This is a genomic window from Herbidospora sp. NBRC 101105 (assembly GCF_030269205.1).
Classification (GTDB): Bacteria; Actinomycetota; Actinomycetes; order Streptosporangiales; family Streptosporangiaceae; genus Herbidospora; species Herbidospora solisilvae.
Window position 1 is genome coordinate 216,273 of record NZ_BSSX01000005.1, and the last position, 14,431, is coordinate 230,703.

The 14,431-nt window shown below is 71.3% G+C and carries 12 protein-coding genes; 7 read left to right on the forward strand and 5 right to left on the reverse strand.

Annotation, left to right across the window (positions count from 1 at the left end; genetic code table 11):
• Positions 1–11: 11 nt before the first annotated feature.
• Positions 12–770 (reverse strand): hypothetical protein, encoded by a 759-nt coding sequence (locus QSK34_RS21540; RefSeq protein ID WP_156046096.1) that lies wholly within the window; start codon positions 768–770, stop codon positions 12–14.
• A gap of 289 nt (positions 771–1,059) precedes the next feature.
• On the opposite strand from QSK34_RS21540, the gene QSK34_RS21545 reads away from it, so the two are divergent.
• The 3 genes from QSK34_RS21545 to QSK34_RS21555 all read left to right on the forward strand — a co-directional run bounded on the left by QSK34_RS21545 (position 1,060) and on the right by QSK34_RS21555 (position 3,929).
• On the forward strand, positions 1,060–2,064 hold the full coding sequence (locus tag QSK34_RS21545; protein ID WP_285586704.1) for an NAD(P)-binding domain-containing protein: 1,005 nt from the start codon (positions 1,060–1,062) through the stop codon (positions 2,062–2,064).
• 76 nt (positions 2,065–2,140) lie between these two features.
• Positions 2,141–3,091, forward strand: a complete 951-nt coding sequence (locus tag QSK34_RS21550; protein ID WP_030456276.1) for a daunorubicin resistance protein DrrA family ABC transporter ATP-binding protein — start codon at positions 2,141–2,143, stop codon at positions 3,089–3,091.
• A gap of 13 nt (positions 3,092–3,104) precedes the next feature.
• Positions 3,105–3,929 carry an ABC transporter permease gene (locus QSK34_RS21555; RefSeq protein ID WP_285586041.1) on the forward strand — a complete coding sequence of 275 codons (825 nt, stop codon included), beginning with the start codon at positions 3,105–3,107 and terminating at the stop codon, positions 3,927–3,929.
• Here QSK34_RS21555 and QSK34_RS21560 read toward each other — a convergent pair.
• Complete coding sequence (locus QSK34_RS21560; RefSeq protein WP_285586042.1) at positions 3,911–6,952, reverse strand: AfsR/SARP family transcriptional regulator; 3,042 nt, start codon at positions 6,950–6,952, stop codon at positions 3,911–3,913. The genes QSK34_RS21555 and QSK34_RS21560 overlap by 19 nt on opposite strands.
• Positions 6,953–6,989: 37 nt before the next feature.
• On the opposite strand from QSK34_RS21560, the gene QSK34_RS21565 reads away from it, so the two are divergent.
• Both QSK34_RS21565 and QSK34_RS21570 read left to right on the forward strand, forming a co-directional pair.
• A complete protein-coding gene (locus QSK34_RS21565; protein ID WP_285586043.1) occupies positions 6,990–7,847 on the forward strand; it encodes a DUF4429 domain-containing protein in 858 nt (285 codons plus the stop codon).
• Between the two features lie 22 nt (positions 7,848–7,869).
• Complete coding sequence (locus QSK34_RS21570) at positions 7,870–8,736, forward strand: aldo/keto reductase (protein WP_285586044.1); 867 nt, start codon at positions 7,870–7,872, stop codon at positions 8,734–8,736.
• On the opposite strand, the gene QSK34_RS21575 is transcribed toward QSK34_RS21570, so the two are convergent.
• On the reverse strand, positions 8,720–9,178 hold the full coding sequence (locus tag QSK34_RS21575) for an NUDIX domain-containing protein (RefSeq protein WP_285586045.1): 459 nt from the start codon (positions 9,176–9,178) through the stop codon (positions 8,720–8,722). The genes QSK34_RS21570 and QSK34_RS21575 overlap by 17 nt on opposite strands.
• Positions 9,179–9,282: 104 nt before the next feature.
• Between QSK34_RS21575 and QSK34_RS21580 the strand changes: the two genes are divergently transcribed.
• On the forward strand, positions 9,283–11,490 hold the full coding sequence (locus tag QSK34_RS21580; protein WP_285586047.1) for an MMPL family transporter: 2,208 nt from the start codon (positions 9,283–9,285) through the stop codon (positions 11,488–11,490).
• 45 nt (positions 11,491–11,535) lie between these two features.
• On the opposite strand, the gene QSK34_RS21585 is transcribed toward QSK34_RS21580, so the two are convergent.
• On the reverse strand, positions 11,536–12,354 hold the full coding sequence (locus tag QSK34_RS21585) for a hypothetical protein (protein ID WP_285586048.1): 819 nt from the start codon (positions 12,352–12,354) through the stop codon (positions 11,536–11,538).
• Between the two features lie 58 nt (positions 12,355–12,412).
• Here QSK34_RS21585 and QSK34_RS21590 point away from each other — a divergent pair, with 58 nt between their 5' ends.
• Positions 12,413–13,621, forward strand: coding sequence for an MFS transporter (locus QSK34_RS21590; RefSeq protein ID WP_285586050.1), 1,209 nt, complete (start codon positions 12,413–12,415; stop codon positions 13,619–13,621).
• Here QSK34_RS21590 and QSK34_RS21595 read toward each other — a convergent pair.
• Positions 13,573–14,307, reverse strand: coding sequence for an MBL fold metallo-hydrolase (locus tag QSK34_RS21595; protein ID WP_285586052.1), 735 nt, complete (start codon positions 14,305–14,307; stop codon positions 13,573–13,575). The genes QSK34_RS21590 and QSK34_RS21595 overlap by 49 nt on opposite strands.
• Positions 14,308–14,431 lie beyond the last annotated feature (124 nt).

Sequence of the window (14,431 nt, forward strand, 5' to 3'; positions counted from 1 at the left end):
GGAGTGAATCGTCAGGAGTGGGCCAGGCAGCTCGACGAGACCGTCACGACGGTCGGCAGGCTGCCGGTGTTCACGAACTGCATCTGCCACTGCGTGCCGCTGGCGGCGCTGCGGATGGGCGCCATCGGGACGCCCTGGCTGAGCAGCGGAACAGTCCACGAGCCGCCGACCAGCGTGCTGCCCGCGGGGCAGCTGCCGCCGCTGACCTGAGCGTTCAGCTGCGGAAGCAGGGTCACCGGCTTGCCGGCGACGTGGACGACGCCGGTGATGGTGGAACCCTGGGCGGCCGAACCGGCCGGGCCGCCGATGGCGCCGCCACCGAGGTCGTCGTCGTCCTCGAAGCCGTCTTCCTCTTCGAAGCCGTCGTCGCCGTCCTCGTCGTAGAAGTGGCCCGGCACGCAGTGACGGTCCGAAGCGCTCACAGCGCGACGCTCGGCCGAGATGCCGGCGTCCATGCCCTCGTTCCAGTCCATGCGAGGAGCGGTCTGAGCGCCCTGCATGCCCTCGAAGTGGTGGCCGTGGTGGCGGTGGTGCTTCGGCTTGTGGTGGTGCTCGTGCAGGTGGTGCAGGTGCTTGTTGAAGCAGCGGTTGTGGATGATGTGGTTGTCGTGCTTGTGGTGGTGGTGCCGGTGCACGAAGTGGCGCCTGTGGTGGTGGTGCTTGTGGAGCCAGTGCTTCGTGTGGAAGATGCGGTGGTAGTGGTGGATGTGGTGCCATTCAATCTTCGGGCGAATACGGATGTGCCGCTTCTTCACCCGGTACTTGATCACCTTGACTCTCTTGGCTTTCTTGTACTTTTGAACGGGCGCGTGGCCCACGACTTGGGTGTCAGAGACCGGGGCGGCTTGCGCGGGAAGCGCAGCCCCCAGAAAACCCAGGCCCATGATTAGGGCGATCATGTACGTTCCGTACCTCATGTGCCGATCATGCAATAACTGGGCGGATCTACTTTGGCAGCACACACAAAGGCACGGGAAAGCTCGGCCATGAAATGCCCGTTAATTCGGGAAGTTTCCCGGGGTTCACTTGGTTGAGAAGGTCGTGAGAGATGTCGATGTTGTGGTGATCGGGGCTGGTCAGGCCGGATTGTCTGCTGCGTACCACCTTCGGCGGTTCGGATTGTCGCAGGTCGTGCTCGACGCGGAGGCCTCCCCGGGCGGGGCGTGGCGGCACCGATCCCCCACGCTGACAATGGATCGCGTGCACGGGATCTTCGATCTGCCGGGCATGGCCCGGCCCTCTGTCGACCCGACAAGGGCGGCGGCGGAGGCCGTACCGGAATATTTCGCCGCTTATGAAGCACAAATGGGTTTGGACGTCATCCGCCCGTACAAAGTGGGAAAAGTCCAGCCGGGTTTCACGGTGGACGACAAATGGCGCGCCCGGGGGATCGTCAACGCCACCGGAACGTGGACCCGCCCCCATTGGCCCTTCTATCCCGGGCGTTTCGACGGGCGGCAGCTCCACTACGCGTCCTACACGGGCCCGGCGGAGTTCGCCGGTCTGAACGTCGTGGTCGTCGGCGGCGGCCACTCCGCGATGCACGTGCTCTCGGAGGTCGGCGCGGTGGCGCGGTCGACGCTCTGGGTGACCCGCCGCGAACCCGACTTCCGCCCCGAGGGCTTCGACGGCCGGGAAGTGGTGGCCCTCGTCGAGCAGCGGGTGCGGGCCGGCCTGCCGCCTCAGAGCGTGGTGAGCGTGACCGGCCTGACCTACACCCCGGTCGTCACCGAGGCCCTGGAGCGCGGCGTACTGACCCGGTGCCCGATGTTCACGCACCTGGTGAGCGACGGCGTGTCGTGGGGCGAGGAGGTCTTCCCCGCCGACGTCATCGTCTGGGCCACCGGCTTCCGCGCCGACCTCCGCCACCTCGCCCCGCTGAAGCTGCGCGAACCGGGCGGCGGCATCCGCATGGACGGCACGCGTGTCGTGGCCGACCCCCTGGTCCACCTGGTCGGCTACGGCCCCTCGGCCAGCACGGTCGGCGCGAACCGGGCCGGCCGGGCGGCCGCCCTCGACCTGGCCCGGCGACTGGCCCCGCACAACTCGCTGAGAGCCGGCTGAGGCGCTGCTGAGGGCCCGCTGAGGCTGACAGCGCGCTGTGCGCCGGATGACAGGGGCGGGCCGCACGCTGGGAGGCATGGAATACGCATTCGAGGCCCGGGGCCTCGTGAAACGCTACGGAAAGACGACCGCCCTGGCGGGGCTCGATCTCTCCGCCCCGCAGGGCACCGTGCTGGGGGTGCTCGGCCCGAACGGGGCCGGCAAGACGACCGCCGTGCGGATCCTCGCCACGCTGCTGCGCCCCGACGAGGGACGGGCGTTCGTGGGCGGGCTCGACGTCGTCAAGGACGCCGCCAAGGTCCGCCGCCTGATCGGCCTGACCGGCCAGTACGCCTCCGTCGACGAAGACCTGACCGGCATGCAGAACCTGGTCCTCATCGGGCAGCTGCTCGATCTGCGCAAGAGCGAGGCGGTGGCCAGGGCCACCGAGCTGCTGGGCGAGTTCGGGCTGGCGGACGCGGGGGCGCGGCAGGCCAAGACCTACTCGGGCGGCATGCGCCGCCGCCTCGACCTGGCCGCCAGCCTCGTCGGCCGCCCCGACGTCATCTACCTCGACGAACCGACGACCGGCCTCGACCCGTCCAAGCGCGACGACGTGTGGAACATCGTGCGCGGGCTGGTCAAGGACGGCGTGACCGTGCTGCTGACCACGCAGTACCTGGAGGAGGCCGACGCGCTGGCCGACGAGATCACCGTCGTCGACCACGGCCGGTCGATCGCCCACGGCACCCCCGCCCAGCTCAAGCAGATCGTCGGCGGCCAGACCATCCTCGCCCGCCCCGCCGACCCGGCCCGCCTCGCCGAGACCGAGGCCATCCTCACGAGCGTCTCCGGCCGTCCGGCCGAGTCGCCCAGCCGCGGCGTGGTCACCGTGCCCGTCGACGGCGACGCCCAGTTCACCGAGGCGGTGGCGCGGCTGGCCCAGGCCGGCGTCTCCGTCACCGAGTTGTCCCTGCGCCTGCCCAGCCTGGACGAGGTGTTCTTCACCCTCACCGGCCAGCGCGCCACCGACGAAGAAGCGGCCTGAGAGGCGATCCCCCATGACCACCACCACGCTCTCCCCCGTACAGCACGAGAAGCCCGTCCCCACCCGCTCGCAGCCACGCCCTTTCGGGCTGGTCAGACATAGTCTCGCCCTCGCGCGGCGCAGCTTGATAAAGACCATCAGGACACCCGAGCAACTGCTCGACGTGACCCTCCAGCCGATCATCTTCGTGGTGCTGTTCGTGTTCCTGCTCGGCGGCGCCATCGCCGGGGACACCCACCAGTACCTGCAGTTCCTCCTCCCGGCGATCCTGGTGCAGACCGTCGTGTTCGCCTCGGTCGCGACCGGCGTGAGCCTCAACACCGACCTCAAGAAGGGGGTCTTCGACCGGTTCCGCAGCCTCCCGATCGGGCGGTCGGCGCCGCTGATCGGGTCGGTGCTCGGCGACCTGATCCGCTACGTCGTCGCCACGCTCTCGCTCACGATCTGCGGGCTCGTGCTCGGCTTCGAGCTGGTCAACGGGATCGTGCCCGCGCTGGCCGCCGTGGTCATGACCATCGCGTTCGCGTTCTGCCTGAGCTGGGCGTTCGTCCTGCTCGGAATGGTGCTGCGGGAGCCGGGCGCGGTGCAGGGCGTCGCGTTCCTCACCATGTTCCCGCTGACCTTCGGCACCGGCATGATGGCCCCGGTCGACACCCTGCCGGGCTGGCTCCAGTCGTGGGTGCAGGTCAACCCGGTCGCCCACGCGATGGAGGCCGCCCGCGGCCTCATGATCGGCGGACCGGTGGCCACGCACGTCGTCTGGGTCGCCGCCTGGGGTCTCGGCCTGCTCGCGATCTTCGCGCCGCTGGCGGTGCGGGCCTACCGGCGCAGGACCTGATCGATCGCGGCCGGCCGGTCGAGGGCGGCGCCCTTGTCGTAGGCCTGCCGGTAGGCCTCGTCGCCGAGGGTCTCCCGCAACTGGACGGAGATCCGGAAGACGTCGGGGTTGTACGCGTCGGGGGCGCCCCGGAGCTGCTCGCTCGCGCCGAGTATCCGGGCCGCCCCTTCGGCGTTCCCTCGTACGGCCTCCACCTCGGCGGCCAGCACGCCCACCCGGGCCAGGACCGGCCGGTCGCGTACCGAGTCGGCCAGTTCGGCGGCCTCGGCGGCGGCGGAGGCGGCGGCGTCCGGATCGCCCTCGGCGACCGCCAGATGGCCGAGGCACGTCAGCACCAGCGCCCGGAACTGCGGCGACACGATGCCCGACCGGTCGACGGCGGCGGCCGCCTCCTCGTACTGGATGCGCGCCTCGACCAGGTCGCCCACCTCGCGGGCCAGGTCGCCGAGCCCGATGCGGGAGAACGCGGCGTCCCTGACCGACCACTCGTTGCGGCTCGACTCGGCCATCAGCCGCAACTCGTGGCGGGCGCCGTCGACGTCGCCCTGGCGGCGGCGGGCGGTGGCCAGGTACATGCGCTGGTGCCCGGCGTCGTCGTCGGGATTGAGCAGCCGGGTCAGCTCGATGGCCTCCTCCAGCGACTTCACCACGAGGTCGAAGTCGCCGAACAACATGGCGGCGTCGGCGATGAAGGTCAGCGCCTGGGCCAGCCCCCAGCGGTCGCCGACCTCGCGGAACCCGGCGGCGGCCTCACGCAGGTCGGCCAGCATGCCGACGGGGTCGCCCTCGTTCTCCAGCATGAACCCCCGGAACATCAGCAGCATCGCCCTGCTCCACGGGTCGGCCACGCCGAGGGCCCGGTCGATCGCGGCCAGGCCGCCTTCGGTGTCGTCCTGGAACAGGTGGTAGATCGGGCTGAGCAGGCAGAACAGCGGGTCGTCGTCGATGTCGGCCTGCCGGGAGATCTCGCCGAACCGGGCGATCAGGCCCTCGACGTCCTCGACCGGCTGGCTCATCAGCGAGTTCAGCAGATACATCATCGTGGTGACCAGCCATGCGTTCCGGTCGATCTCGCCGTCGAGGTCGAGCGCCGACTTGAGCCAGGGCACCGACTCCGACCGGCGGCCGGTGATCATCCAGAACGTGCCGAGGGCGGCGGTCATCCGGGTCGCGGTGGCGGCGTCGCCCCGCTCGATGGCGTAGTGGAAGGCGGCCAGCAGGTTGTCGTGGTCGGTGCCGAGGACGCGGATCCAGGTGAGCTGCCCGTGGCCGCGCATCTGGCCGCCGCCCTGCTCGGCCAGGTCGAGGAAGTAGCGCGTGTGGGCGCGGCGGACCTCGTCGACCTCGCCGCGTTCGGCCAGGCGTTCCAGGCCGTATTCGCGGATGGTCTCCAGCATGCGGTAGCGGGGCCCGTCGATGAGCTGGAGCAGCGACCGGTCGACCAGGGCGGCCAGCAGGTCGAGCGAGCCGCCCACGGCCTCGGCCGCCTCGGCGGTGAACCCGCCGGGGAACACCGCGAGCCGTTCGGCCAGGTAGCGCTCGTCGTCGCCGAGCAGGTCCCAGCTCCAGGCCACCACCGCGCGGAGCGTCTGGTGCCGCGCCATCGCGGTACGGCTCCCGCCCGTCAGCAGCCGGAACCGGTCGTCGAGCCGGGCCGCCACCTGGTCGACGGTGAGCGAGCGCAACCGGGCCGCGGCCAGCTCGATCGCCAGCGGCAACCCGTCGAGGCGGCGGCAGATCTCCTGGACGACCGGCGTGTTGGCCTCGGTGAGGGCGAACCCGGGACGCACCGCCTCGGCCCGGTCGAGGAACAACCGGACCGCCGGCTCGTCGGCCAGCGGCGGCACCGGCCAGAGCGACTCGCCGAAGATGCCCAGCGCCTCCCGGCTGGTGGCCAGCACCGTCAGCCGGGGGCACAACCCCAGCAGTTCGTCGGCCAGCCGGGCGGCGGCGTCGATGAGGTGCTCGCAGTTGTCGAGCAGCAGCACGCCCTCGACGCCCGACAGCACCTCGACGATGCGGGCGACGGTGCCCTCCTGGACCTTCGTCTGCCCGGCGCCCACCGCCGTCAGCACCGCCTGCGGCACGTCGTCGGGGTTGGTGACCGGGGCCAGCTCCACCAGCCAGACCGGCCGGTCGAGCCCGGCGGCGACCGTGCTGGCCAGCCGGGTCTTGCCGGCGCCGCCGGGCCCGACCAAGGTGACCAGGCGGCTGTCGGCCAGCCGCCGGCCGATCTCGGCCATGTCGTGGTCGCGGCCGACGAAGCTGGTCAGCGGCGCCCGCAGCACCGGACGCCCCCGGCGCGGCGCCTGCTCCTCGCGCAACACCGCCAGGTGGGCCTCGCGCAGCTCGGCGCCGGGGTCGACGCCGAGCTCGTCGGCCAGGGCGTGCCGGACCTCCTCGAAGACGCTCAGCGCCTCGGCCCGCCGCCCGGAAGAGGCCAGCGCCCGCATCAGCAGGGCGTGCACCCGCTCCCGCAGCGGATGGCGGGCGGCCAGGTCGCGCAGTTCGGTGATCACCGGCTCGGCTTCGAGCCGGTCTTCGGTGGCGGTCAGCCAGGCCTCGTCCAGCCCGGCCACGGCGGCGTCGGCGAACGGCGCGTCGGCCACGTCGGCCAGCGGGCGCCCCCGCCACAAGGCGGCGGCCTCGCCCAGCAGCCCGGCCGCCCGCCGGTGGTCGCCGGAGGCCAGCGCGGCCCGTCCGCTCGCGGCCAGCGCGGCGAACCGGTGGGCGTCGACGTTCTCCTTCGGCAGCGTCAGCCGGTATCCGCCGGGTTCGGAGCGCAGCGCCGCAGGGTCGGGCAGCACCCGGCGCAACCGCGACACGAGGGATTGGAGGGCGTTGGCCCGGTCGGCCGGGGGCGCGTCGCCCCAGAGGGCCTCGGCCAGCTCGTCGTGGGTGATCAGCCGGCCGGGGTCGAGCGCGAGACGGACCAGCAGGGCACGGAGGCGGGCCCCGCCGATCGTCACGGCGTCGCCCCTGTCGGACCGCACTTCGAGCGGCCCGAGAATCCCCACGCGCATAATCCCCACTTTGCCACCTGATGCGTAAGATCCGGCCATGACCGAGGTGCTGGTACGCGACGGCTCGTGGACCTTCAATGGCGACGTCATCCGGATCGTGCCCGCCAAGGAGCGCGGGGTGAACAAGCTCCGCCAGGCCCTCGGAGAGCTCGTGGTGCCGCTCGCGGCGGTGGCCGGCATCGCCTACCAGCCCGCCCGCAAGGGCGGCCAGTTACGCCTGCGCATGCGCGAGGGCGCCGACCCGTTCAGCCACGCCACGGGCGGACGCCTCCCCGAGGCCGCCGACCCCTACCGGCTCACGATCGACGCCGACCGCACGGGCGTGGCCGAGTACTTCGCCGACGAGGTGCGCGCCGCCCTGCTCGCCGAAGGCGTGCCCGACGGGCCCAGCGACCGCTTCCTGCTGCCCGGCCCTCCCGTGCCGCTGACCGCCAACGCCTCCGACGCCCTGATCACTTTTGACGGCGACGTGATCCTGATCGAGTTCAACTGGGCGGCCGACACCTCCAAGCGCAAGGCGGGGCCGCAGCGGATCGCGCTGGCCGACCTCGCGGCCGTCGAGTGGATCCCCAACGGCGGCATGGAGAACGGCCGGCTGCGGTTCACCCGCAAGGACGAGCCGTCCACCCGCCCGCCGATCAAGCACGACCCGTCCTCGGTCGTCCTGTGGGGCCTCGACAAGGAGACCCGCACCGTCGCCCTGCTGGTGACGGCCGTCGTGGCCCGGCTGCCCCATCCGCTGGCCGAACCGCCCGCGGTCGAGGCCGCCCCGAAGGACGACGACCACGACGTCGTGCTGCGCCGCCTGCGCGAACTCGGCGCGCTGCACCGCGACGGGGTGCTGACCGACGACGAGTTCGCGACCGCCAAGCAGGCGCTGTTGAAACGTCTGTGAACGCCCTGGCTAGCCTGAGGGCATGATTACCCGCCGCATCGGAAGCCGTCAGGTGAGCGCCATCGGTCTTGGCGCGATGCCCATGTCCACCGCCGGTCACATGCCCGACGAGGCCCAGTCGATCCGCACCATCCACGCGGCACTCGACGCCGGGGTCACCCTCATCGACACGGCCGACGCCTACACGCCCTCGCACACCGACGTCGGCCACAACGAGCGACTGGTCGCCAAGGCCCTGGCGAGCTGGAGCGGCGACGCCGGGTCGGTTCTGGTCTCGACGAAGGGCGGGCACACGCGTACGCCCGGCGGCGGCTGGGGCAGGGACAGCCGGCCCGAGTACCTGTTCCAGGCGTGTGACCGCTCGCTGAAGGCTCTGGGGGTCGATTCGATCGGCCTCTACTTCCACCACCGGCCCGACCCGCAGGTGCCCTACGAGGTGGCGATCGGCGCGATCAAGGACCTCGTCGAGGCCGGGAAGGTGCAGACGGCCGGCGTCTCCAACGCCAACCCCGAGCAGTTGCGGATCGCGCGGGAGATCCTCGGCGACGACCTGGTGGCCGTGCAGAACGAGTTCTCGCCGAAATTCCGCACCAGCGAGCCCGAGATCGACGTCGCCGAGGAGATCGACATCGCGTTCCTGTCGTGGTCGCCGCTGGGCGGCATGGGCTCGGCGGCCGAACTGGGCAGCCGGCACGCCGCCTTCGGCGAGATCGCCGCCGCCCACGGGGTGTCGCCGCAGCAGGTCTGCCTGGCCTGGCAGCTGGCGCGCAGCCCGCGCATCGTGCCGATCCCGGGCGCGAGCCGCCCCGAGAGCATCCTCGACTCGCTGAAGGCGCTCGACCTGGAGTTGTCGGCCGACGAGCTGGCCCGCCTCAACTCAGGTAGCTGAACCCTCCCGACGCGCGCGCGGCGACGGAGGCGTGCAGCCGCCGGGCCTGCCAGTCGGGCAGGATCTTGTCGGCCTCGGCGGGGGTGAAGAACCCCCAGTCGTCGAGCTCCTCCTCCTGGATGGTGATCCGCGCGCCGTCGGGCAGGGTGCCGCAGTCGAAGGTGAAGTGGACGAGCGGGAAGGGCCGCTCGTCCTTCTCCGGCACCCAGTGGACGACGAGCAGCCGCCCCACGGAGAGCGTCAACCCGACCTCCTCCCTGAGTTCCCGGGCGCAGGCCTCCTCAGGGGTCTCGCTCTCGTCGACGTGGCCGCCGGGCCAGCCCCACATGTCGCGGTAGTTGGGTTTCACGAGCAGCACCCGGTCGTCGGCGTCGGTGACGAACCCGGCGGCGGCCGGGATCACGCGGTGGAGCCGGGCGTAGAACACGTCTGCGGGGATCACAGCCCTGAGGTTAGCCGGGGTTGTCCCCTAGCTCTCCGGAAGGAGGGCCGATCTCCCATCCACGCAGGAGGTTCCGGCCCCGATCGATTTCTACGTTCGTAGACATGGTTCGGAATCGGAACATCGCCGCCCGGGTGGGCGGCTGGAGCGCACGCCACCGATGGTGGGCGCTGTTGATCTGGGTGGCGTTCGTGGCCGGGGCCACGCTCGTCGGAAGCGCCGTCGGCACGGCGGAGATGAAGTCCTACGAGAGCGCCAACGGCGACTCGCGCGCCGCCGGGCAGATCCTCGACGGTGCGGGGTTCGTCGATCCGGCCGGCGAGGTCGTGTTGGTGCAGAGCACCGAGCTGACCACTGACGACCCGGCCTTCCAGCGGGCGATCGACGACGTGAAGCGCTCGATCACCGCGACCGGACTGGTCGACGAGATCACCTCTCCGGCCCCGGTGACGGCCGACGGCCGGACCACCCTGATCCAGTTCACCATGAAGGGCGACGCCGACACCGCCGCCGACCGGGTGCAGCCGCTGCTCGACGCGGTCGACGGCGTGCAGGCCCGCCACCCCGGTCTGCGGGTCGAGCAGGCCGGCGGGGCCAGCGCCGACAAACTGATCGGCGAGGCCATCGACGAGGACTTCGTCCGGGCCGAGCAGCTCTCGCTGCCCATCACGCTGGGCATCCTGCTGGCCGCCTTCGGCGCGATCCTGGCCGCGGTCATCCCGGTGGCGCTCGCGCTGACCGCCATCGCCGCCGCGACCGGCCTGCTCGCCCTGACCAGCCAGTTCCTGGCCGTCGACGCCGCCACCACCAACGTCATGCTGCTGATCGGCCTGGCGGTGGGCGTCGACTACTCGCTCTTCTACATCATGAGAGAGCGGGAGGAACGGGCGAAGGGCCGGAGCAAGCAGCGCGCTATCGAGATCGCCGCCGGCACCTCGGGCCGGGCGGTGCTGATCTCCGGCATCACCGTGATCGTCGCCATGGCGGGCATGTTCCTCACCGGCAACGGCATCTTCATGGGCTTCGCCGAGGGCACCATCCTGGTCGTGCTGACCGCTGTGGTCGGCTCGCTGACCGCGCTGCCCGCGCTGTTGTCGCTGATCGGCGACAAGATCGACGCCCGCGCGTTCCACGGCACCGTCCGGGTGCTGACCCGGGGCCGCGTGACCTGGCGGCGGATCCTGGGCGTGCGGGGCGGCGAGAGCCGCGTGTGGGGCGCGATCCTGCGCCCGGTGCTGCGGCACCCGATCGTCTCGGTCGTGATCGCGGGCGGCCTGATGATCGCGCTGGCGGTGCCCGGCCTGAGCCTCAAGCCCGGCCCGCAGACGATCGACGAGCTCCAGGGCGACTACAAGATCGCCGAGACGTTCAAGGCGATCGACCAGGCCTTTCCCGGCGGCAACGAACCCGCCGTGGTGGTCGTGAAGAACCCCGACACCGCCGCGATCGAGCGGCTCAAGGAGCGGGCGCTGGCCTCGGGCCACTTCAACGAGCCGGTCACCGTCGACGTCAACCCGCGCGGCGACGTCGCCCGGATCAGCATCGGCGTCAAGGGCACCGGCACCGACGCCGTCTCGGAGAACGCGATCCACGAACTGCGCGACACGATCATCCCGGCCACGCTGCCGGGCGCGCACGTCACCGGCTCGACCGCCGGGTCGATGGACTTCAACGACCAGATGTCGGCCACCCGGCCGCTCGTCTTCGGGTTCGTGCTGCTGCTCGCGTTCGTGCTGCTGCTGGTCTCCTTCCGCTCCCTGGTGGTCGCGGTCAAGGCGATCCTGCTCAACCTGCTGTCGGTCGCGGCGGCGTACGGCGTGCTCGTGCTGGTCTTCCAGTGGGGGTACGGCGAGAGCGTCATCGGCTTCCAGTCGACCGGCACGATCACCGACTGGCTGCCGATGTTCCTGTTCGTCATCCTGTTCGGCCTGTCGATGGACTACCACGTGTTCATCCTGAGCCGGATCAGGGAGGCCTACGACAAGGGCATGCGCACCGAGGACGCGGTCGCCCACGGCATCCGCTCCACGGCCGGGGTGGTCACCAGCGCCGCCCTCATCATGGTGGCCGTGTTCGCGGTCTTCGCCACCCTGTCGCTGCTGACGTTCATGCAGATGGGCGTGGGCCTCGCTGCGGCGATCCTGATCGACGCGACGATCGTCCGCGCGGTGCTGCTCCCGGCCACGATGCGGCTGCTGGGCGAGTGGAACTGGTACCTGCCGCGCTGGCTGAACTGGCTGCCCACGTTGTCGCACGGCGACGACGACGAGGACGATCTGCCCGCTCCGCGCAAGGAGCCCGCGCTCGTCTAGATCAGGCGCGGAGGGCCCGGCTCAAGGGGGAGCCGGGCCTTTCCGTCACAACACCCGCAGCAGCCCGTACGTCCGGTACTTGGCCGGTTCGGCGATCTTCTGGACGACCTTGAGCCCGGGGGTGAGCACGACGACGGTGTTGCGGGTCGCCCCCCTGACCCGGACCGCCAGTTTCCCGTCGTTCAGATACGTGGCCCCGATCAGGGTGCCCTTGACCGGCGGCACGATCCGCTTGCCGGTGACCGTGTCGACGATCCGCGGCGGGAACGCGGTCGGCCACGAGCCGTCGCCGCCGCTCCGGGCCTGGTAGACGACCTTGCGCCCGTCGGGCGAGAGCGACTGCACGTGGTTGGCCATACCGACTCCCCTGGCCTTGCGGGTCTTGCCGGTCACCGTGTCGATCAGGTGGACGCCGTCGGTCGTCCCGGTGTATCCGGCCAGGTGGCGACCGCCCCACGCCAGGTGGCACACGCCGTAGGTCTTGCCGAGCCGCTTGCGGCCCGTGCCGTCGGCGCCGACGATCGCGATCGGGGCCATGCTCTCGGCCGCCGTCATCGCGTAGGCGACCTTCGTGCCGTCGGGCGACCACGCGGGGGTAGCGCAGGGCGTGCCGGAGATGGCGCCGGTGGCGATCACCTTGTCGGAGGCGCCGGCGCGCACGTGCACCCGCCCCGACGCGTCGATCCAGGCCACCTTGCGCCCGTCGGGCGACACCGAGAACTGGCTCATGCCGCCCACGGCGGTCTTCCCGTAGGGGGAGTGGACCGCCGAGTCGCGGTAGAACACCAGCCCCGGCGCGGCGGAGGCGGGCGCGGCGGGGATGATCGCGACCAGGGCGACGGCGGTGGCCAGCAGTCTTCTCATGGCATGCGATCTTCGCACCGCCCGAGGGGCGAAAACGGTCGAAAGGTAAAATCGCCCCATGTCGGGGACGCGGAAGGCCTACCTCTACTGGGGCGCCGGAGTCGTCGCCTACCTCGTCGCGGTCTTCCACCGCCAGACCCTCGGCGTCACCGGCCTGGAGGCCGCCGCCCGCTTCGACCTCGGCGCCGCCGGCCTGTCGGCGCTCGCGATGCTCCAACTGCTCGTGTACGCCGCCCTCCAGGTCCCCGTCGGCATCCTCGTCGACCGCCTGGGCTCCAGGAAGATGCTGCTCGCCGGGGCTGTCGTGCTGGCGGCGGGCAACCTCGTCTTCGCCCTCGCGGGCGGCGCCGCCGGAGCGATCACGGCCCGGATCCTGATCGGCGCGGGTGACGCGGCGACGTTCATCAGCGTGATCCGCATCGTGAACCTGTGGTTCCCGCCCGGCCGCAACTCTCTGATGGTGCAGACCACGGGGCTGCTCGGGGCGCTGGGGGGCATCCTGGCGGCCGTACCGCTGATCTCGGCCCTGCACGCCTTCGGCTGGCGCGACACCTTCCTGGGCGCGGCAGGCCTGAGCGCGGTCGCCTTCGCCGTGGTGGTCGTGCTGCTGCGTGAGGCCAGGCCGGGGAGAGCCGCGAACCCGCGCGGGTTACGCGCCGCCTGGGCCGAACCGGGCACCCAGCTCGGCCTGTGGACACACGCCGCCACCCAGTCGTCGATGGCGGCGTTCCTGCTGCTCTGGGGCTACCCGTTCCTGCTCCAGGACCAGAGGCTCTCGCCGAACGCGGCCGGTGCGCTGCTGACCACGATCACCGTGGTGTCGCTGGCCTGCAACCCGCTCTTCGGCTGGGTCGCCGGACGCTGGCCGCACCGCCGCTCGTGGATGGTCCTGGGCATCGTCGGCTCGACGGCGGGCGTCTGGACCGTCGTGCTGCTCTGGCCCGGCCCCTCGCCCCTGTGGCTGCTCGTGCTGCTGATGACGGTCCTGGCCACGAACGGGCCCGGCTCGGTCATCGGCTTCGACTTCGCCCGCACCTTCAACCCGGCCGAACGCATCGGCGTGGCCACCGGCATCGTCAACGGCGGCGGCTTCCTGGCCACGGTCGCCCTGCTCGGCCTGATCGGCGTCGGGCTCGACCTGCACGGCGACTTCCGGTGGGCGCTGGTGGTGCAGTATCCGATCTGGGCCCTCGGCGTCTTCCAGGTGCTGCGCTACCGTCAGCGGACCTTCGTGAAGGGCTCGGCCAAATGGGAGGTCGCCAGGTAGGCGGCCCGGCCGAGCACGACCTGACGGCTGGTCAGCGCCCTCTCGGGGTCGTCGTCGTAGTGGTAGCCGATCGTCGGGTCGGCGAGCTGCACCGGGTGGTGCAGCACGTCGCCGGAGACGATCAGGTCGCCCACCAGCACGACCTGGTGACCGGGGGTGTGCCCGGGGGTGTGCGCCACCCGGACGTTCTCGAAGAGGTCGCGGGATCCGTGCACGATCCAGAGCTGGTCGCCCAGCGGCTTCACGATCCGGTCGCGCATGAGCCCGCCGCCCGGCCAGTCGAGCTCGGCCTCCTGGATCACGTGACGGGCGTTGGGGAACACCGGCACGCCCTCGGCGACGCAGCCGCTCACGTGGTCGCTGTGCAGGTGGGTGAGGATCACCGTGTCGACGTCGGCGGGTGCCACGCCGACCGCGTCGAGTTCCTGGAGCAACCGGCCGGGGATGGGCGCCCAGCCCGCGGCGGGGCCGGTAAGGTCGCCGACGCCGGTGTCGACCAGGATGGTGTGGGAGCCGGTGCGCAGCAGGAAGCAGTGGAAGTGGAGGATCCACTCCTCGCCGTCGGCGAACGACCCGCCGGGGAACAGTTCGGGCAGCGGCCGGGCGATGCTCGGCCCCATGGGCCCGACGGCATCACACAGCGGCGTGACCTCGACCCCGGCGAAGGTCATCGGTTCGTACGGCATTACCGCACTTTATTCTCCTACATGCGGTCATCGTGCATCATCGGCCTGAATAATCGAAGTTCACGTCGGCGGCGTACACGGCACGCTGGCACTTCGCGCAGCGGTAGACGATCGGGCCTTCGTC

Coding starts and splice junctions, on each gene's coding strand:
- QSK34_RS21570 (WP_285586044.1), top strand. CDS start 7,870: ATGATTACCCGCCGCATCGGAAGCCGTCAGGTGAGCGCCATCGGTCTT.
- QSK34_RS21555 (WP_285586041.1), top strand. CDS start 3,105: ATGACCACCACCACGCTCTCCCCCGTACAGCACGAGAAGCCCGTCCCC.
- QSK34_RS21590 (WP_285586050.1), top strand. CDS start 12,413: ATGTCGGGGACGCGGAAGGCCTACCTCTACTGGGGCGCCGGAGTCGTC.
- QSK34_RS21560 (WP_285586042.1), bottom strand. CDS start 6,952: ATGCGCGTGGGGATTCTCGGGCCGCTCGAAGTGCGGTCCGACAGGGGC.
- QSK34_RS21565 (WP_285586043.1), top strand. CDS start 6,990: ATGACCGAGGTGCTGGTACGCGACGGCTCGTGGACCTTCAATGGCGAC.
- QSK34_RS21585 (WP_285586048.1), bottom strand. CDS start 12,354: ATGAGAAGACTGCTGGCCACCGCCGTCGCCCTGGTCGCGATCATCCCC.
- QSK34_RS21595 (WP_285586052.1), bottom strand. CDS start 14,307: ATGCCGTACGAACCGATGACCTTCGCCGGGGTCGAGGTCACGCCGCTG.
- QSK34_RS21580 (WP_285586047.1), top strand. CDS start 9,283: ATGGTTCGGAATCGGAACATCGCCGCCCGGGTGGGCGGCTGGAGCGCA.
- QSK34_RS21550 (WP_030456276.1), top strand. CDS start 2,141: ATGGAATACGCATTCGAGGCCCGGGGCCTCGTGAAACGCTACGGAAAG.